Source organism: Amycolatopsis sp. NPDC114478, from assembly GCF_055633805.1.
Genome location: NZ_JBVKDO010000002.1, coordinates 656,620 through 676,518, shown reverse-complemented (window position 1 = coordinate 676,518; position 19,899 = coordinate 656,620). Strand labels below are relative to the sequence as shown.

Annotated in this window: 11 protein-coding genes; 7 read left to right on the top strand and 4 right to left on the bottom strand. The window is 73.5% G+C overall.

Annotation, left to right across the window (positions count from 1 at the left end):
- Positions 1-31 precede the first annotated feature (31 nt).
- Together ACZ7OH_RS07825 and ACZ7OH_RS07820 are read right to left on the bottom strand one after the other, a co-directional pair.
- Complete coding sequence (locus tag ACZ7OH_RS07825) at positions 32-1,036, bottom strand: LacI family DNA-binding transcriptional regulator (protein ID WP_470280138.1); 1,005 nt, start codon at positions 1,034-1,036, stop codon at positions 32-34.
- A 44-nt stretch (positions 1,037-1,080) separates the two neighbouring features.
- Positions 1,081-1,986: a glutaminase gene (locus ACZ7OH_RS07820; protein ID WP_470280137.1), complete on the bottom strand. Its 906-nt coding sequence runs from the start codon at positions 1,984-1,986 to the stop codon at positions 1,081-1,083.
- Positions 1,987-2,144: 158 nt separating this feature from the next.
- On the opposite strand from ACZ7OH_RS07820, the gene ACZ7OH_RS07815 reads away from it, so the two are divergent.
- Positions 2,145-3,539: an amino acid permease gene (locus ACZ7OH_RS07815; RefSeq protein WP_470280136.1), complete on the top strand. Its 1,395-nt coding sequence runs from the start codon at positions 2,145-2,147 to the stop codon at positions 3,537-3,539.
- Here ACZ7OH_RS07815 and ACZ7OH_RS07810 read toward each other — a convergent pair.
- Positions 3,527-4,144, bottom strand: a complete 618-nt coding sequence (locus ACZ7OH_RS07810; protein ID WP_470280135.1) for a helix-turn-helix transcriptional regulator — start codon at positions 4,142-4,144, stop codon at positions 3,527-3,529. The two genes, ACZ7OH_RS07815 and ACZ7OH_RS07810, sit on opposite strands and share 13 nt — an antisense overlap.
- Positions 4,141-5,250, bottom strand: a complete 1,110-nt coding sequence (locus ACZ7OH_RS07805; RefSeq protein WP_470280134.1) for a threonine synthase — start codon at positions 5,248-5,250, stop codon at positions 4,141-4,143. The genes ACZ7OH_RS07810 and ACZ7OH_RS07805 overlap by 4 nt, the downstream gene beginning before the upstream one ends.
- 779 nt (positions 5,251-6,029) lie before the next feature.
- Between ACZ7OH_RS07805 and ACZ7OH_RS07800 the strand changes: the two genes are divergently transcribed.
- Genes ACZ7OH_RS07800 through ACZ7OH_RS07775 form a run of 6 tightly spaced genes read left to right on the top strand, consistent with a single transcriptional unit; the run spans position 6,030 to position 19,873 of the window.
- Positions 6,030-12,785: an SDR family NAD(P)-dependent oxidoreductase gene (locus ACZ7OH_RS07800; RefSeq protein WP_470280133.1), complete on the top strand. Its 6,756-nt coding sequence runs from the start codon at positions 6,030-6,032 to the stop codon at positions 12,783-12,785.
- Between the two features lie 2 nt (positions 12,786-12,787).
- Positions 12,788-17,074 carry a beta-ketoacyl synthase N-terminal-like domain-containing protein gene (locus tag ACZ7OH_RS07795; RefSeq protein WP_470280132.1) on the top strand — a complete coding sequence of 1,429 codons (4,287 nt, stop codon included), beginning with the start codon at positions 12,788-12,790 and terminating at the stop codon, positions 17,072-17,074.
- On the top strand, positions 17,071-17,376 hold the full coding sequence (locus ACZ7OH_RS07790) for an acyl carrier protein (RefSeq protein WP_470280131.1): 306 nt from the start codon (positions 17,071-17,073) through the stop codon (positions 17,374-17,376). The genes ACZ7OH_RS07795 and ACZ7OH_RS07790 overlap by 4 nt, the downstream gene beginning before the upstream one ends.
- The gene (locus ACZ7OH_RS07785; protein WP_470280130.1) at positions 17,373-18,179 is read left to right on the top strand and encodes an alpha/beta fold hydrolase; all 807 of its coding nucleotides are present in this window, start codon (positions 17,373-17,375) and stop codon (positions 18,177-18,179) included. The genes ACZ7OH_RS07790 and ACZ7OH_RS07785 overlap by 4 nt, the downstream gene beginning before the upstream one ends.
- Entirely contained in the window at positions 18,179-19,348 is a 1,170-nt protein-coding gene (locus ACZ7OH_RS07780) for a glycosyltransferase (RefSeq protein ID WP_470280129.1), read from the top strand. The genes ACZ7OH_RS07785 and ACZ7OH_RS07780 overlap by 1 nt, the downstream gene beginning before the upstream one ends.
- A gap of 45 nt (positions 19,349-19,393) precedes the next feature.
- Positions 19,394-19,873 (top strand): GNAT family N-acetyltransferase, encoded by a 480-nt coding sequence (locus tag ACZ7OH_RS07775; RefSeq protein ID WP_470280128.1) that lies wholly within the window; start codon positions 19,394-19,396, stop codon positions 19,871-19,873.
- The last annotated feature ends 26 nt before the right edge of the window (positions 19,874-19,899 follow it).

Below are 19,899 nucleotides of genomic sequence, written 5' to 3'. Positions count from 1 at the left end.
GTGCTGACCGCCGCCGCGGCGTGTCAAGCGATCAAGCGGATTCGCGCAGGTGGAGCCGGGCGCGGACGACCAGCTCGCCGGGCTCGAGGGGCGCGGCACCGGTCACGAGCCGCGCCGCCTGGTCGACGGCCAGCGCGCCGAGCGCGCGGGTGTCGAGGGCGACGCTGGAGAGCTCCGGATCGACGAGGGTGCCGAGGGCGAGCCCGTCGAAGCCGATCACCGCGAGGTCGGCCGGGACGCGCAGGCCGAACCGGCGGGCTTCGCGCAGGGCGCCGATGGCGATCACGTCGTTGAAGGCGAACACGGCGGTGACGTCGGGGTGGGCGGCGAGCAGGCTCGCGAGGGCCGCACCGCCGCCGTCGACGGTCTGGGCGGCGCGCGCGATCCACCCGGGCGCGACCGCGATGCCGTGCGCGGCGGCGGCCCGCCGGAACCAGAGCTGCCGGACACTGGGTTCGAGCCCGTCGTCGTCGAGCATCGCAATCCGCCGGTGCCCGCGCCCGACGAGGTGGGCGACGGCCTCGCGGACGCCGTCCTCGCCGTCGATCGAGATGCCGCTGAACCGCGGCAGGCGCGGCTCGCGGCCGATCAGCACCACCGGGACGCCGGGGGTGAACCGGTCGAGGTCCTCTTCGGACCGGCTGAAGTAGCCGACGACGGCGTCGACCTGGGCGCCGATGACCCGCAGCGTGGCGAGCTCCTGCTCGGCGTCGCCGGCGGTGTCGTAGACGACGACGTGCCGGCCGCGCGCCCGGGCGGCCGCCAGCGCCCCGGAGGCGACCTCGGTGAAGAAGGGGTTGAGCAGGTCCGGCACGACCAGGCCGATGGTGGTGGTGTCCGGCCGGACCAGGCCGCGGGCGAACCGGCTCGGCCGGTACCCGAGCTCGCGGGCGGCGTCGAGGACGCGCTGCTTGGTCGAGCCGTCGATCTCGGCCTTGTCGTTCAGCGCGCGCGACACGGTCTGTCGCGACACCCCGGCCGAGCGGGCGACGTCGTGGATCGTCACCCGCCGGGGTTCCGTGCTGCTCGAAGACATCCGTCGAGTATGCCCGCCTCGGCCGGGTGCGCCAGCCGCGGAGGCTAGAAGATCGACCAGCCGGTCAGCGTCGTGAACCGGTCCAGCGCCGCCACGCCCGCCACCGAGTTGCCGCGAGCGTCCAGGCCGGGGCTCCACACGCAGACCGCGCACCGGCCGGGGACGATCGCCAGGATGCCGCCGCCGACGCCGCTCTTGCCCGGCAGCCCGACCCGGTAGGCGAACTCGCCCGCCGCGTCGTAGGTGCCGCACGTCAGCATCACCGCGTTGATCCGCTTCGCCGCGCTCAGGTCCAGCAGCCGGGTGCCGTCGTTGCGGATGCCGTGGCGGGCCAGGAACAACGCCGAGCGCGCGACGTCCGCGCAGCTCATCGCGATCGAGCACTGGCGGACGTACTGGTCGAGCACCGACGGCACCGGGTGGCGCATGTTGCCGTAGGACGCCATGAAGTAGGCGAGCGCGCGGTTGCGGTCGGCGTGCCCCGCCTCGGACGCGGCCACTTCGGGGTCGACGTCGATGTCCGGCCGCCCGCTCTCCTCGCGCAGGAAGGCGAGCAGCGCGTCGGCCGCGTCGCCCTGGCGGGCGAGCTCGTCGGTCACCACCAGCGCGCCCGCGTTTATGAACGGGTTGCGGGGGATGCCGTCCTCGTGCTCGAGCTGCACCAGCGAGTTGAACGGGTCGCCGGACGGCTCGCGCCCGACCCGCGTCCACACGCCGTCGCCGCGGGACAGGACCAGCGCGAGGGTGAACACCTTCGACATGCTCTGCACCGAGAACGGCCGCCGCCAGTCGCCGACGCCGTGCAGCCCACCGTCCACTTCGGCCACCGCCATGCCGAACGCGCTCGGCTCGATCCGTGCCAGGGCGGGGATGTAGTCCGCGACGGCGCCGCGGCCGACCTCGGGCGCGACGTCGCCGGCGATCCGGTCCAGCAGCGCCGCGAGGTCCACGGCCGCAGCTTAGAAGCCGCGGCCGGCGGGTCGTGCGGCGGCCCTGTCAAACCAGAACGGGGCAGCACCACCGAAAGCGGGTGGTGATCTCCGGCACACCTTAAGTTTTCCTTAGTGCGCTTGGTGACCTGCCGCACAGCCTCTAGCGTCTGGCAACCATGGATTCCTCGCTCCTCACCGAAAAAGGTGAAAGCTACTCGAAAGCGCTGGGCAACCGCCAAGTGCAGATGATCGCCATCGGCGGCGCGATCGGCGTCGGGCTCTTCCTCGGCGCCGGCGGCAAGCTGCACCAGGTCGGCCCGTCGCTGGTCTTCTCCTACGCGATCTGCGGGGTGGCTGCCTACTTCGTGATGCGCGCGCTCGGCGAGCTCGTCCTGCACGAGCCCAGCTCCGGCAGCTTCGTCACCTACGCGCGGAAGTTCATCGGCCCGTGGGCCGGGTTCGTCTCGGGGTGGATGTACTGGGTCAACTGGGCGATGACCGGGATCGCGGAGATCACCGCGGTCGCGATCTACGTCCACAAGTGGCTGCCGGACGTGCCGCAGTGGTGCACCGCGCTGGTCGCCCTCGGCGTGCTGCTCGCGGTGAACCTGCTGAGCGTCAAGCTGTTCGGGGAGCTGGAGTTCTGGTTCTCGGTGGTCAAGGTGCTGGCCATCGTGGTCTTCCTGGCCACCGCGCTCGGCCTGGTGTTCACCAGCGCGGACATCGGCGGCACACCGGCCGGCGTGCACAACCTGACCGACCACAGTGGATTCTTCCCGGCGGGCATCGGCATCGCGCTGATGACGTTGCAGGCGGTCATCTTCGCCTACTCGGCCATCGAGGTCGTCGGCATCGCGGCGGGCGAGACGAAGGACGCCCGCAAGGTGCTGCCGAAGGCGATCAACGGCGTCGTGTGGCGGATCGGCGTCTTCTACGTCGGCTCGGTGCTGATGCTGGCGATGCTGCTGCCGTGGCCGTTCTACGACGGTGACGAGAGCCCGTTCGTGACGGTGTTCAGCCGCCTCGGCATCCCCGGCATCGGCGACGTCATGAACGCGGTCGTGCTGACCGCGGCGCTCTCCAGCGTCAACTCGGGCCTCTACTCCACCGGCCGGATCCTGCGCTCGCTGGCCGAAAAGGGCGAAGCACCGTCGTTCGTCAGCCGGATGAGCAGCCGCCACGTGCCCTACGGCGGCATCCTGTTCACCTCGGTCGCCTACCTGCTCGGCGTGGTGCTCAACTACCTGGTGCCCAAGGACGCGTTCGACATCGCCATCGCGATCGCCTCCCTCGGCGTGATCACGACGTGGGCGACGCTCGTGTTCTGCCAGCTGCGCCTGCGCCAGGCCGCGCTGCGCGGCGAGCTCGAGCGCCCGTCCTACCGGATGCCGTGGGCGCCGTACTCGGGCTGGGCGACGCTGGCGTTCCTGGCGCTGGTGGTCGTCCTGATGGGCTTCTCCGACGGCGCGGAGAAGATCGCGTTCTACTCGATCCCGGTGCTGGCCGTGGTCCTCGCGGTGGGCTGGCGGTTCGTGGCGAAGCGGCGGGAACCCGCCGCTCAGCGCAGGTAGTTGTAGACGCTGGCCCGGGAGATCCCGAGCAGGTCGGTCAGCGCCGGCACCGCGTTCTTCAGCTCGAGGAACCCGCGGTCCTTGAGCGTCCGGACGAGGTCCTTCTTCGCGGCCGCGGGCAGACCGCGTGGGGTGTGCCCGCGCTCGGTCGCGTAGTCCTCGACCAGCGCGCGCAGCTCGTCGCCGGTGCGGGCCCGCAGCGACTCGGTCAGCGGGGCCGGTTCGTCGGTGCGGGCCAAGCGCGTCAAGGCGCGGGCCGCGGACCCCAGCAGGGAGACGTCGAGGTTGAGGCACAGCGCCGCGACGTACTCCCCGCCGGAGTTGCGGATACCGATCGACGTGCTCTTCGCGGGCCGTCCGTCGGGGAAGCGGTTCGGGTAGCTCTGGAGCACGTCCGGGAACTCCGGGTCGGCGATCCGGGCCAGGCCGAGCTCGGTCGCCGGGTCGCCGACGGCGCGCCCGGACAAGCCGCCCTCGATCGCACGCACGGCGTGAGCCGGGTCGCGCAGGTCGTGCAGCACGACCTCGCACAGCCCCGGGAACATCCGGCCCACGGCGTGGGCGATCTTCTCGGCCTCGCGCAGCAGGAGCTCGTCCTCGGTCATCCGATCAGCTCCCGCAGCCGGCCGGCGGCCTTCAGCCCGGACCCGGTGAGGACGACGACAGTCGTCTCGCCGGGCCGGATGGCGCCCCGCGCGCGGAAGACGTCGACGGCCGCGGCGGCGGTCGCGCTCGTCGGTTCCGCGTACAGGCCGAGGGACGCCAGCCGGCGGGCCGCGGCGGCGATGGCGTCCTCCTCGATCGCGGCGGTGTCGCCGCCCGACCGGCGGATCGCCGTGATGACCTCGGGGAGGCGGACCGGGTGCCGGATGGCGGTCCCCTCGGCGACGGTCGGGGCGAACGGCGGTGGCTGCCGGTCGTGGAAGGCGGCGTCGACGGGGGAGCAGTTGCGCGGCTGGGCGACCAGCAGACGCGGGCGCCGGGTGATCGACCCGGCGGCCAGCAGCTCGCCGAACCCGAGGTCGCAGCCCAGCACGATGCTGCCGGCGCCGGCGACCGTGACGACGGCGTCCGGCGCGCGGAAGCCCAGGTCCTCCCACAGTTCGTACGCCAGCGTCTTCGTGCCCTGCAGGAAGAAGGGGTGCCAGTTGTGGCTGGCGTAGGTCGTGCGCGCCGAGCGGCGGACGGCCTCGGCGGCGGTGTCGTCGCGCGTGCCGGGGACCAGTTCGACGTCCGCGCCGTACGCGCGGGTCTGCAGGACCTTCGCCGGTGATGTCCCCTCGGGGGCGAGCACGGTGGCCGCGATCCCGGCCGCGGCGCTGTAGGCCGCGACCGACGAGCCGCCGTTGCCGGAGCTGTCCTCCAGCAGTTCGGTGACCCCGGCGCCGGCCAGCGCGGAGATCATGACGCTCGACCCGCGGTCCTTGAAGCTGCCGGTCGGGCTGAACCACTCGAGCTTGAACCGCGCGTCGCCGTCGCCCCACGGCCGCGGGACCAGCGGGGTGCAGCCCTCGCCGAGCGAGACCGGGCGCAGGTCGCCGGGCAGGGCGGCCCGGTAGCGCCAGAGTGACCGGACGCCGGTGTCGACGTCGCCCGGGGTGAGGCCGGGCAGCGGGCCGACGGTCAGGGGCGCGCCGTCGTCGCCGCGCCACCGCAGCGGGTCGCCCGGGTAGCGCGTCCCCGACCGCTCGTCGGCGTACCAGTACTCCACGACCACCTCCCCGCTCTGGACAGAAAGTACAAGCCTAGACGATGCGTCCATCGTTACCGGTGAGTATGCGAATCGCTTTCAGCTTCTTCTAAGGAAAATCTGTCACCGGAGAGTGGAAAATTCTTGTCGGCGAGCGTCGGACGGGGGACTGGAGGTACCGATGGTGTCCGGCTGAATACCTGGAGTCGTGCTGGTCGGGGCGGTCTCCCCCGGCTTGCGGGGCGTCCCGAACCGGAGTACGCGAGGTCGCGTGAGCACGACGAACCCGGGACATCCGGGAATCCACAGTGGACTTCCGGGTTCCGGTGCCGCGAATCGGGCCGGCCCTGGGCGCTACTTTCGACTGTGGGTAAAAATGCCGGGAGAATAGCGGCCATTCACTCCGGAATTCCGTGGGTTCCGTATTGCGGTGACGTTCTTTCGTCGTGGCGCTTTTTACCGGCACGGCGCTTTGCGGGCTGCGCGGAATTCGGCAGGACCGCCGGACGTCGTGGTCCGGTGTGGTCAGTCGCACTGCGTCCGCCGGGTGAGAAGGCTTGCCCCATCTGGTGGTGTGTGCCAGACGGGCCGCAGGTCCGGGCCACCCTGCCCGGCTCCGGCGCGCCTTCCCGACCGGCGGAACGTGACGGCGACGTTAAATTCTTGCGTCTTCCGGCTGGTCCATCCCGAATTTTCTGAACCAGCACGACGAAATCGCGGTGGGTTGTTGACGGCGGCGGTGCGAACCCGCTTAAGTACTCCCCGTTGCCATCACCCTTTCGTGCGTAGCGGGAGTTCCCATGCGTGTCCCGAAAGCCGATCGCGGATCGGCCGGCCTGATCGTCGCCGTCTCCCCGGTGCGGTGGCCGTCGGCGCGCGCGGTCGCCGCCGCCGCGCGCGGCGGCGGGTTCGGCGTCCTCGACCTGACCGGCGGCGGGGCCGCCGCGGACGAGCTCGCGCTCCTCGCCGAGTGGGGCGTTCCGGCGTTCGGCGTCCGGCTGACCGGCCCGGTCGCCGAGCTGCCCGAAGCCGTGACCACCATCCTGCTGACCGAAGACTCCCCGTGCACCGCACGGGACTTCCCGGACCGCCGGGTGCTGGCCGAGGTGACCAGCCGGGCGTCGGCCGCGCGAGCCGTCGGCGGCGGAGCGCACGGCCTGGTCGCGCGCGGCCACGAATGCGGTGGCCGGACCGGCGAACTGAGCACGTTCGTGCTGCTCCAGGCCCTTCTCGACCACTTCGACGTCCCGGTCTGGGCCGCGGGCGGGATCGGCCCGCATACGGCGGCCGCCGCGGTCGCGGGCGGTGCCGCCGGGGTCGTCGTCGACACCCAGCTCGCCCTGCTGCCGGAAGCCGAACTGCCGGCGGCGCTCACCCGCGCGCTCACCGGGCTGGACGGCTCCGAAACCACGGTCGTCGACGGCGTCCGCCGCCTTGCGCGGCACGGCGCGGAACCGGTCGAAGCCGGCCAGGACGTCTTCCTCGCCACCCGGTTCCGCGACCGCTGGGGCACCGTGACCGCCGCCGTGCGCGGCTTGGCCGACGCCATCGGCGACGCCCTGCGCGCCGACGTTCCGGTGCTCGGCCCCGGCAGCGCGGGCAGCCGCGCGTTCGGCACGGTGCTGCCGATCGCCCAGGGACCGATGACCCGCGTCAGCGACCAGCCCGCGTTCGCCGCCGAGGTCGCCGCGGGCGGGGCGCTCCCGTTCATCGCGCTGGCCCTGTCCGGTCCGGACCAGACTCGCGATGTCCTGGAACGGACGCGCGAAGCCGTCGGTGACGCGCCCTGGGGCGTCGGCGTCCTCGGCTTCGCCGCGGAGGACGTCAAAGCCGCGCAGCTCGAAGTCATCCGCGAGCTGCGGCCCACGCACGCCATCATCGCCGGCGGCCGCCCCGCGCAGGCCGCGGCCCTGGAAGACGCCGGGATCTCGACGTTCCTGCACGTGCCGTCGCCGGGACTGCTGAAGCAGTTCCTCGAAGCGGGGGCCCGCAAGTTCGTCTTCGAGGGCTCGGAGTGCGGGGGCCACGTCGGGCCGCGCACCAGCTTCCCGTTGTGGGAAGCGCAGCTCGGCGTGCTCGCCGACTTCGTCGCCGCCACCCCGGACGCGGCCGGCGACCTGCAGCTGCTGTTCGCGGGCGGGATCCACGACGAGCGCTCGGCCGCGATGGTCGCCGCCCTCGCCGCGCCGGTGGCCGCGCGCGGCGCCGCGATCGGCGTGCTCATGGGCACCGCCTACCTCTTCACCCGCGAGGCCGTCGACGCCGGCGCCGTGCTCCCGCTGTTCCAGCGCAGCCTGCTCGGCGCCGAGCACACCGACCTCCTGGAGACCGCGCCCGGCCACGCCACCCGCTGCGTCCGCAGCCCGTTCACCGAGGAGTACGCGGCGATCAAGGCCGAGCTCGCCGAGCAAGGCGTGCCCAGCCGGGACGCCTGGGAACGGCTGGAGCAGCTGAACGTCGGCCGGCTTCGCCTGGCCAGCAAGGGTATCGAGCGCGTCGGCGCCGAACTGCGGGACGTCGGCGAAGACCGGCAGCTCGCCGAAGGCATGTTCATGGCGGGCGAGGTCGCCGTGCTGCGCTCGGCCGTCACCACGATCGCCGACCTGCACCACGCCGTCGGCGAAGGCGCGAACGAGGTCCTGCGCGAGCGGGCGGCCGCCTTCGCCGTCGAGACGCCGGAACCCCCGGCGCCCGCGCCGCTCGACATCGCGATCGTCGGGATGGCCTGCATGTTCCCTCAGGCCCCCGACCTGGCGGCGTTCTGGGCGAACGTCCTGGCCGGCGCGGACGCGGTCACCGAGGTGCCGCCGCAGCGCTGGGACACTTCGCTCTACTACGACCCCGAAGGCCAGGGCGAGCGGACGCCGTCACGCTGGGGCGGGTTCCTGCCCGAGATCGGCTTCGACCCGTTGAAGTACGGCATCCCGCCGTCGTCGCTGGCCAGCATCGAACCCGTGCAGCTGCTGGCCTTGGAGGCCGCGCACCGCGCGCTCGTGGACGCCGGGTACGAGGACCGCCCGTTCGACCGGGCCCGGACTTCGGTCGTGTTCGGCGCCGAGGCGGGCAGCGACCTGTCGAACGCGATGTCCCTGCGGACCGTCCTGCCGTCCTATGTGGGCGAACTGCCGTCCGCATTGGACGACCAGCTGCCGCGGATCACCGAGGACTCCTTCCCGGGCGTGCTGGCCAACGTCATCGCGGGCCGGATCGCCAACCGGCTCGACCTGGGCGGCGCGAACTACACCGTGGACGCCGCGTGCGCGTCGTCGCTGACCGCCGTCGACGTCGCCTGCAAGGAGCTGACGGCCGGCACCAGCGACCTCGTGCTGTGCGGTGGCGCGGACCTGCACAACGGCATCAACGACTACCTGCTGTTCGCCTCGGCGCACGCCCTCTCGCCGACCGGCCGCTCGGCGACCTTCGACAGCGCGGCCGACGGCATCGCGCTCGGCGAAGGCGTCGCCTGCGTCGCGCTGAAGCGGCTCGCCGACGCCGAACGCGACGGTGACCGCGTCTACGCCGTGATCAAGGGGGTCGGGGCGGCGTCCGACGGCCGCGCGCTGGGCCTCACGGCGCCCCGGCCGGAAGGCCAGCACACCGCGCTGACCCGCGCGTACCGCAACGCCGGCGTCTCGCCCGCGCGCGTCGGGCTGGTCGAGGCGCACGGCACCGGGACCGTCGTCGGCGACCGGACCGAGCTGGGCACGCTGACGAAGGTGTTCACCGAGGCCGGCGCTACGCCGGGCGGCTGCACGATCGGGTCGGTGAAGTCCCAGATCGGGCACACCAAGTGCGCCGCGGGACTGGCGGGGCTGATCAAGACCGCGCTGGCCCTGCACACCGGCGTCAAACCGCCGACACTGCACCTGTCCGAGCCGAACCCCGCGTGGGACGCCGAGACGAGCCCGTTCGTGTTCCAGACAGCCGCGCAGCCGTGGGCCGCGCCACCCGCCGAGCGGATCGCCGGGGTGAGCGCGTTCGGCTTCGGCGGCACCAACTTCCACGTCGTGCTCGGCGCGCACGACAGCGTTCCGCCGGCGCTCTCCGCGGACGAGTGGCCGGCCGAGCTGTTCGTCTTCGGCAGCGACGCCGCGGTCCGCGACCTGCTGGCGCTGGCTTCGGACGTCCCGGCGGGACAGCAGCCGTGGCGGCTGCGGGACCTCGCGCTTTCGGCGTCGCTGCGCGCTCAGGGCCGGCCGGTCCGGCTCGCGGTCGTGGCGTCCACTGTCGACGAGCTGACCGGGTTGCTGCGGCAGGCGCTCGCGGGCCAGGACGCCCCGGGCGTGCACCGCGCCGACGACGCCGAACCCGGCGAAGTCGCGGTGCTGTTCCCCGGCCAGGGCAGCCAGCGGCCGGGCATGTTCGCCGAGCTCTTCGTCGCCTTCCCGGAGCTGCAGCGGTACCTGCGGCTGGACCCGCCGACCGCCGACGTCGTGTTCGGCCCGGCGGTGTTCGGCGAAGCCGCGCGGCAAGCCCTCGCCGACAGCGTGACCGACACCCGCGTCGCCCAGCCCGCGCTCGGTCTCACCGGCCTGGCCGCGTTCCGGCTGCTGACCCGCGCCGGTGTCCGGCCCGCGATGGTCGGCGGCCACAGCTACGGCGAGTTGACGGCGCTCGCCGCCGCGGGCGCGTTGACGCCGGAGGCATTGCTGCACGCCAGCCACGCACGAGCGGCGGCCATCCTCGGCGCCATCCCGGCGGGCGACCCGGGCGCGATGGCGGCGGTCTCGGCGTCGGCGTCAGCTGTTGGTTCGGTGCTCATCAGCTCCGCTGTGGTGCCGGCCAACCACAACTCGCCCTCGCAGACGGTGATCTCCGGTCCGACCGCGGATGTCGAAGCCGCGGTCGGGCAGCTGCGCGCGGCGGGGTTCGGCGCCAAGCGGCTCCCGGTCGCGTGCGCGTTCCACAGCCCGCTGGTCGCGGCGGCGGGGGAGACGTTCGGCCGCGACCTCGACGCGATCGGCGTCGTGCGGCCCGCCGTCACGGTCTATGCGAACCGGACCGCGGCGCCGTACCCGGAGTCCCCGGACGAGATCCGCGGCGAGCTCGCCGCGCAGGTCGGGTCGCCGGTCCGGTTCGTCGAGCAGATCGAGGCGATGTACGCGGCCGGCGCGCGGGTGTTCGTCGAGGCCGGGCCGGGGGTGGTGCTGGCCAGGCAGGTCGGCGCGATCCTCGGCGACCGGCCGCACCGGACGGTCGGGTTCGAACAGCCGGGCCGCCGCGGCCTGCCGGGCTTCCTGGGCGCGTTGGCGCAGCTGGCGGTGGCCGGCGTCGGCGTCGAGACGGGCTGGCTGTTCCGCGGCCGCGACGCGGTCGACGCGGCGTCCGTGCCGCGTTCGAAGCGTCCCGGGTGGACGGTCGACGGCCACCTCCTCCGCACCGCCGACGGTGCCATCCCGGCGGGAGCTTTGCGTCCGGCTTCGCGCGTCTCGCTCGGGTTGCCGGCCGCCGTGCCGGAGTCGACCGCGGAAGCGATGGTCACCGACTTCCTGCGCACGAGCCGGGAGATGATCGCCGCTCAGCGGGACGTGCTGCTCGGGTACCTCGGCAGTGAGGCGCCGGTTGCCGTGCCGGCGCCGGTGCCGGTCCTCGAGGCACTGCCGGTTCCGGTGGCGGTTCAGGTGCCGGCCGAGCGGCCGGTGCTGGAGACGATCGTCGAGGTGATCGGGGAGCGGACGGGCTATCCGGTGGAGATGATCGAGCCGGACCTCGATCTGGAAGCCGACCTGAGCGTGGACTCGATCAAGCGGGTGGAGATCGCGGGCGAGCTGGCCACCCGGCTGGGCCTGGCCGGCGGCGACATCGAGGAGTTCGCGAAGGCTCGCACGGCGGCGGCGATCGCCGAACTGGTCGGCGCGGCGCGCCCCACTGTGGCGTCTGATGCACCTAGCGCCACATCGGGGCGCTCGGTGCTGGAGACCGTGGTCGAGGTGATCGGCGCCCGGACGGGCTATCCGGTGGAGATGATCGAGCCGGACCTCGACCTGGAAGCCGACCTGAGCATCGACTCGATCAAGCGCGCCGAGATCGCGGGGGAGCTGACGGTTCGCCTCGGCGCGGGAGACGTCGAAGAACTCGCGAAGGCGCGCACGGCCGCGGGGATCGCCGAGATGTTCGGCGCGGGAGGCGAGCCCGCGGCGAACCACGGTGAGCCCGCCGTCGACCGCTCCGAACCGCGGCCGGTGATCGTCGCGCCGAAGCGGTACGTCATGACCGAATTCGACCTCGCCCCGGCCACCACTCCCGACCTCGCCGGGAGCCGGTTCCTCGTGCTCGGCTCCGGCGTCCGAGCCGAAGCCGTCCGCGCGGAACTCACCGCCCACGGCGCCGAAGCCGAAATCGGCGACGACGTCCGCGCCGGCTTCGACGGCTACCTCCACCTCCCCGGCGGCGACGCCGTCCTGCCAGCCGCCTTCCCGCTCTACCAAGCGATTCTCGCGCAAGGGCCTCGATGGCTGCTCACCGCCGGACCCGCCGAAGGGCTCCGCGGCTTCCACCGCAGCATTTCCCGCGAGTACCCAGGCACCCTCGCCCGGGTCGTCGAACACGCCGACGCCGCCCAGCTGGTTGCCGAGTTGTCCACTGTGGACCGCGAACCCGTCGTCATCCGGGACGGCGTGCACCGGCGCGGACTCGAGCCCACCGAGCAGACCCTCGGCCTCCTGGGCAGCAGCGGTGCGGGCCCGGCCGGCGACGGCGCCGCCGAAGCGGCCGCCATCGGCCTGGACCGCGACTCCGTCGTCCTTCTCGTCGGCGGCGCCAAGGGCATCACCGCCCGCTTCGCCACCACCCTCGCCGCGGCGACCCGCTGCCGCGTCGAACTCCTCGGCCGCACCCCCGTCCCGGCCGAGGACGACGAGTTCCCGCACGCCCAGGACGCCAAGGCCCTGCGAGCTGCCCTCATCGAAAAGGGCCTGAAGACCCCCGCCGAAATCGAGAAGACCGTCCGACGCGTCCAGGGCGAACGCGAAGTCCGCACGACGCTCAAGCAGCTCGAAGACCTCGGCAGCCCGGTGCGCTACCAGTCCGTCGACATGCTCGACGCCGAAGCCGTGCACCGGGCCGTCAAGGAGATCCACGCCGAGTACGGCCGGCTCGACGGCATCGTCTACGCCGCCGGCGTCATCGAGGACAAGCTCGTCGCCGAGAAGACGCCCGAGTCGTTCGCCCGCGTCTACGGCACCAAAGTGGACGGTGCCCGGACGCTCCTCGAGGCCACCGCCGACCTGCCCGACGAACCGAAGTTCGTCGTGCTCTTCGGCAGCATCGCCGCGACGCTCGGCAACCGCGGCCAGTCGGACTACGCCGCCGCCAACGACGCCCTCGAAACCCTCGGCCGCCGGTGGCCCGCCGGGCGGGCGGTGACCGTCCACTGGGGACCGTGGGCCCCGACCGGCGACCACGACGGCATGGTGACGCCGGAGCTGATGCGCGACTACGCCCGCCGCGGCATCGAGCTGATCGACCCGGACGAAGGCACCCTCGGCCTGCTGCGGGAGCTCGCTTGGGGCCGCCAGGACGTCGCCGCCGTCGTCCACACCGCTTCCGGGTGGTGACGGTGGTGACGGAGACGCGGGTGGCCATTGTCGGGATGTCGGTGCTGCTGCCCGGCGCCCCGGACCTCGCGGCGTACTGGCGCAACCTCGTCGGCGGCGTCGACGCCATCACCGACGTCCCGCCCGAGAAGTGGGACGACATCCACTACGCCCCCGACGAGCGGCGCGCCGACCGCGTCTACTGCCGCCGCGGCGGGTTCGTCGACGAACTGGCCGAAGTGGACGTCACCGGCTTCGGGATCATGCCGAACTCGGTGCCCGCCACCGAACCCGACCAGCTGATCGCGCTGCGGGTCGCGGCGCAGGCCGTCGCCGACGCCGGCGGCCCGGACCGGCTGCCCGCCGACCGCGCGAAAGTGGGTGTCGTCCTCGGCCGCGGCGGCTACCTGACGCCCGGCCTGGTCCGGCTCGACCAGCGCGTCCGGACGGCGAGCCAGCTCGTCCGGACGCTCGGTGAGCTCTTGCCGGAACTCGGCGCGGACCGGCTCGACGCCGTCCGCCAGGCCTTCACCGACCAGCTCGGCCCGGAGGCACCGGAGTCCGCGATCGGGCTCGTGCCCAACCTCGCCGCGTCCCGGCTGGCCAACCGCCTCGACCTGCGCGGCCCGGCGTACACCGTGGACGCCGCCTGCGCGTCTTCGCTGATCGCCGTCGACCACGCCGTGCGCGAACTCGCGTCCGGCCGCTGCGACGTCGTGCTCGCCGGCGGTGTCCACCACTGCCACGACATCACCTTCTGGAGCGTGTTCACGCAGCTCGGCGCGCTGTCGCCGTCGGAGCGCATCCGCCCGTTCCACCGCGACGCCGACGGCGTGCTCATCGGTGAAGGCACCGGTGTCGTCGTGCTCAAGCGCCTGGCCGACGCCGAGCGGGACGGCGACCGCGTGTACGCCGTGATCACCGGCACCGGCGTCGCCTCCGACGGGCGGACCGCCAGCCTCGCCAACCCGGACTCCGGCGGCCAGGTCCGCGCGGTCCGCCAGGCGTGGGCCGCGGCCGGGCTCGACCCGGCCGACCCGGACTCGATCGGGCTCCTGGAAGCCCACGGGACGGCGACCCCGGCCGGCGACGCGGCCGAACTCGCCACCCTGGAAGAGGTCTTCGGGCCCGCAGGCGCGGCGGTCCTCGGCTCGGTGAAGTCGATGATCGGGCACACGATGCCCGCCGCCGGGATCGCCGGGCTGGTCAAAGCGGCCCTGGCCGTCCACCACGGGGTCCTGCTGCCCACCCTGCACTGCGACGACCCGCACCCCGCGCTGGCGAAGACCCGGTTCTCCACTTTGGACACCGCGAAGGACTGGGATACGCCGGTGCGCCGGGCCGGGGTCAACGCGTTCGGGTTCGGCGGGATCAACGCCCACGTCCTCCTCGAACAGGCGCCCGGGCGCGCCACGCCGGTCGTCGTCCGCGAGCCCGAACGCGTGCTGCGGCTCGCGGCCCGCAGCGTCGACGAGCTGCGCGACCTGCTCGACCGGCCCGGAACGCGGGGGACCGGCGACGGGCCCGTCCGGCTCGGCGTCGTCGACCCGACCGAAAAGCGCCTGGCGCTGGCTCGCAAGGCGGTCGGCCGGGGAAAGCCGTGGCGCGGCCGCAACGACGTCTGGTTCGCCGACCGCCCGCTGCTCGGGCCGGGCGGCGGCAAGCTCGCCTTCGTCTTCCCCGGCCTGGAGTCGGAGCTGGCGCTCAACTGCGCCGACGTCGCCCGCCACTTCGGCCTCCCGTGGGACCACGACGACGTCGAGGTCGGCGACGTCGGCCGCCAGGGCACCGCGGTGTTCGAACTGGGCCGGCTGCTCAGCTCCGCGCTCGGCCGGATGGGCGTCACGCCGGACGCCGTCGCCGGCCACAGCCTGGGCGAGTGGACGGCGATGGCCGTCGCCGGCGTTCACGCCGAAGAAGAGGTCGACGCGTTCCTCGCCGGCTTCGACCCGGACGCGCTCGTCGTCCCCGGCCTCGCGTTCGCCGCGGTCGGCGCGCCCGCGCCCCGCGTGCTCGAGGAGCTGGCCGGGCGTACGGACGTCGTGCTCTCCCACGACAACTCGCCCAACCAGGCCATGATCTGCGGCCCCGCGACGGCGGTGGAAACGCTCGTGACGCGCTTCCGCGACGCCGGGATCGTGGCCCAGGTGCTGCCGTTCCGGTCCGGGTTCCACACGCCGATGCTGCGGCCCTACCTCGGCCCCATCCGCGAGGCGGCGGCCCGCTTCACTCTGCATCCGCCGCGGGTGCCGCTCTGGTCGGCGACCACGGTGTCGGAGTACCCGGCCACCGAGGCGGGGGTCCGCGAGCTGTTTGTGCGGCACCTGCTGGAGCCGGTCCGGTTCCGGCCGCTCGTGCGCGCGCTGCACGCGGCCGGGGTCCGGGCGTTCGTGCAGGTCGGCGCGGGCCAGCTCGGCTCGCTGGTCGGCGACACCCTGCACGGCGAAGACCACCTGGTCGTGGCCGCGCACTCCGCGCACCGGCCCGGCCTCGCCCAGCTGCGCCGCGTCGCGACCGCGTTGTGGGCCGACGGCCTCGGCCTCGACTTCGCGCGGCTGCCCGGCGACCGCCCGGCCCCGCACAAGGCCGTCAAGCTCGACCTCGGCGGCCGGCTGATCTCCCTGGACGACGGCGTCCGCGCGCGGATCGCCTTGCCGGCCGTCGGGAAGTCCACTGTGGACGAACTGGCCGCGAAGGGGCCGCTCGCCGCGGAGTTCGCGGCCCTGCTGGCCGACACCGCCGAGCTGGCCTCCTCGGTGCTCGCCCGGCCCGGCCGCCACCTGCCGGCGCCGAAACCGCTCGACACGACGCTCACCGTGTCGGTCGAGGCGATGCCGTACCTGCTCGACCACTGCTTCTTCAAGCAGCCGCCCCAGGCCGAGCCCGGGGACCGCTGGCCGGTCGTCCCGGCGACCACGGTGATCGACCACCTGATGGGCTTCGCCGAGCAGGCCGCGCCCGGCCGCCGCGCGGTCGCGGTGCACGACGTCCGGCTGACCCAGTGGATCACGGCCGTGCCGGCGGTCACGGTCGGCGTGCGCGTCCGGCCGCTCGGCCCGGACCGCGTCCTCGCGGCCCTCGACGGCTACTCCCAGGCCACCGTCGAACTCGCTCCGGCGTACCCGGCGGGCGCGCCCGCACCCTGGGCGTTCCCGGCGTCGGCGGAGCAGGTCCCCGAGACGACGGCGGCGCAGCTGTACGACGAGCGCTGGATGTTCCACGGCCCGCGCTTCCAAGGCGTCACCGAGCTGACGGCCGTCGGCGAGCGGCACGTCCGGGCCGTCCTGACGACCCCCGCCGCGCCCGGCGCGCTGCTCGACAACGTCGGCCAGGTGCTCGGCTACTGGATCATGTCCCGGCTGCGCGAGCGCACCACCGTCTTCCCGGTCGGCATGCGCGAGATCCGGTTCCACGGCCCGCACCCGGCGCCGGGGGAGCGGCTGGAGTGCCTGGTCAAGATCACCGGGCTGAGCGAGGAGTTCCTCGACGCCGACATGCAGCTCGTCCACGGCGGACAGGTCTGGGCCGAGTTCACCGGCTGGCGCGACCGCCGGTTCGACAGCACCCCGCACATCCGCCAGGCCGACCGGACGCCGGAGCGCTCGACGCTGTCGATCGAGCAGCCGGGCGGCTGGGCGCTGGTGCACGAGCAGTGGCCGGACCTGGCGACCCGCGAGCTGATCATGCGCAACTACCTCGCGGGCGCCGAACGCGACGCCTACGACCGGCGTCCGCCGCGCGGCCGGCGCCAGTGGCTGCTCGGCCGGATCGCGGCGAAGGACGCCGTCCGCCAGTTCCTGTGGGCGCGCGGCGAAGCCGAGATGTTCCCGGCCGAGCTGCGGATCGGCAACGACGAGGCCGGCCGCCCGCACGCGACCGGGGCCTACGGCCGCGTGCTCCCGCCGCTGACGGTTTCGGTGGCCCACCGCGGCGAGGTCGGCGTGGCGATCGCCCGGCACGCGCGGTGCGGCATCGACGTCGAAGAGGTCGCCGCCCGCAAGGAGTCCACTGTGGACGCAGCACTGGGCGCGGGTGAGCAGGCCCTGTTCGCCGGCCTGTCCGGCGACCCGGAGCGCTGGTTCGCCCGGTTCTGGACGGCCAAGGAAGCCGTGGCGAAGCTGCTCGGCACCGGTCTGCGCGGCGAGCCCCGGGACTTCGAGGTCGTCGCGGCGGCGCCGGACGCGCTGACCGTCCACGCGGCCGGCAACGACTTCCTCGTGCACTGCACCGACGTCGAGAGCCTGCCCGGCGCCCCGCCACGGCGCTACGTCGTGGCCTGGACCGAAGAGACGAAGGAGACCGCGGAATGAGCATCGAGACCACGGCGACGGACGAAGCGACCGTGCTCACCCAGCTCGGCGGCATGCTGCGGGAGTTGCTCGAGGAGTACGGCCTCGATGACGCCGAAATCACGATGGACACGACCTTCCACGACGACCTCGAGCTGGAGAGCGTCGACTTGGTGGCGCTGTCCGGGCAGCTCCGGGAGCACTACGGCGAACGCGTCAACTTCGCGACCTTCATCGCCGAGCGCGACCTCGACGAGATCATCGCGCTGACCGTCGGCGAGCTCGTCCGCTACATCGTCGCTTCGCTGCGGGCGACGGCGTGAGCAAGATCCGCGCCGGCGAGCTGGACGTCCACGTCCAGCGGCTCGCCCCAAACGTGCCGCTGGACGGGGACGCCCCGATCGTCGTGTGCGTGCACGGCCTGCTCACCGACAGCCTCGCGAGCTACTACTTCACGCTCGGCCCGGCGTTCGCCGAGCGCGGTCTCGACGTGCTGATGTACGACCTGCGCGGGCACGGCCGCACGACCCGCCCGGAGTCCGGCTACCACCTCGAGGAGTTCGTCGGCGACCTCGTCGCGGTCCTCGACGCGTGCGGGGTGACGCGGCCGGTGCACGTCGTCGGCAACTCCTTCGGCGCGTCGGTCGCGTTCGGGCTCGCGGCGGCCCGGCCGGACCGGGTGGCGAGCGTCGTCGTCATCGAAGGGGAACCGCCGACGGAAGAGTGGACGCGGCACATGGCCGCCGGCCTCGCCGACGCGAAGACCCGGCTGGCGATCGACGAGGTGATCGGCTGGATCGCCGACAACCACGGCGCGCACACCGCGCGGCTGTCGAAGGCGGCGAACAAGATCCTCCAGACCACCACGATCGCCGAGGACATCCCGCGCAGCGCGACGATCGCCGCCGACCTCTCGGCCGTGCGCTGCCCGGTGTTCGCCATCTTCGGCGGCGACTCCGGCCTCGCCGAGCAGGTGTCGCACTTCGAGACGCACCTGGAGCGCTGCCGCTGCGTCGTGCTGCCCGACCAGGGCCACTCGGTGCTGGTCGAGCGGACCGCCGAGGTGATCGACCTGATCTTCGGCTGGGTCCGCGACACCTCGCGCGTCCCGGTGCGGACGCGGTAGTGGCCCGGTTCCTGTTCGTCGTCCCGCCGCTGGTCGGGCACGTCAACCCGGCCGCCGGCGTCGCGGCCGAGCTCGCCGCGCGCGGGCACGAGGTCGCCTGGGCCGGGCACGAAGAACTGCTCTGGCAGCTGGCCGGCCCGGACGCGCTGGTCTTCTCCTGCGGCTTGCCGGCCGGAGCGCCCGCGCGCCCGGCCGGGCTCAAGGGACCGGCCGCGCTGCGGTTCCTCTGGGAGGACTTCCTCGTCCCGCTGGCCGACGCGATGGCCCCCGGCGTCGCGGCGGCGATCGACGCGTTCGCCCCGCACGTCGTGGTCGCCGACCAGCAGGCGCTGGCCGGCGGCCTGCTGGCCGAGGCACGCGGGCTGCCGTGGGTCACGTCGGCGACGACGTCGGCGGAGCTGGTCGACCCCCTCGCGGGCATGCCGAAGGTCGCCGACTGGGTCGGCTCGCTGCTGGGCGAGCTGCGCGCGCGGATCGCCGGCGGCCGCGGTTCGGCCGATCCGCGGTTCTCGCCGCACGGCGTCCTGGCGTTCACGACCCGCGAACTGCTCGGCGCGGCCGCGCTCCCGCCGCGGGTGCGGCTCGTCGGGCCGGCGCTGGGCGAGCGTCCGTCCACAACGGACTTCCCGTGGGAGTGGCTCGACCCGCTCCGGCAGACGGTGCTGGTCTCGCTGGGCACCGCCAACACCGAAGCGGGCGCCCGGTTCCTGGCGACCGCGGCCGAGGCGTTCGCCGGCCTGGACGCGCGCGCGGTGCTCGTCGACCCCGGCGGAGTACTGGGCCCGGTGCCGCCGAACGTCCTGGTGCTGCCGCGGGTTCCGCAGCTGGCGTTGCTGCCTCGGGTGGACGCGGTGTTGTGCCACGCCGGCCACAACACCGTCTGCGAAGCGCTGTGGCACGGCCTGCCGCTGGTCGTCGCCCCGATCCGCGACGACCAGCCGATCGTGGCCGCGCAGGTGGTGGCCGCGGGCGCGGGCATCCGGCTGCGGTTCGGCCGCGCCGACGCCGAGCGCGTCGCGGCGGCGATCGGGGAGGTGCTGACCGAGCCGGCGTACCGGCGGGCGGCGGAGACCGTGGCGGCGTCCTTCCACGCCGCGGGCGGAAGTGCCGCCGCGGCAGGCCATCTGGAACAGCTCGCCTTGGAAAGCCTCGCTCGTCTACAGCCCTGAAAGTTGATATTTACTCCGAAAAATCACGCGGTTACGGTGCTGGGTATGACTGTTTCCGTTTGCGCTCCCGAAGACGTCCCCGAACTCGTCGAGTCGGCCGCCGGATTGTTCGCCGAAGACGCCGGGCAGCACGACCCGCGCATGGACCTGGGCTGGCCGGACCGCGAAGGCGCCGCCTACTACGCGAAGCTGGTCGACGATCCGGACTGCCTGTGCCTGCTGGCCGGCGGCGGGCACCTGATCGGCCGGCTGCGCCCCCCGAACGAGCTGCGGCCCGGCGCGGTGACCGCGGTGCTGGAGAGCATGCGCGTCGGCCCGGCGCACCGCCGGTCGGGGATCGGCGCCGAACTGGTCGCCGCGTTCTTCGCCTGGGCGCGGGAAAAGGGGGCGAACGAAATCCTCGTCACGGCCTACGCCGCGAACGAACCGGCGATCGCCTTCTACCGCGCGCAGGGGTTCGAGCCGTTCGAACTGACCCTGCGTCACCGGAACGAGTGGCTATCCACAGTGGACGGCGCGCACTAGCCTCGGAGGCCGAGCGAGGAGGGTGC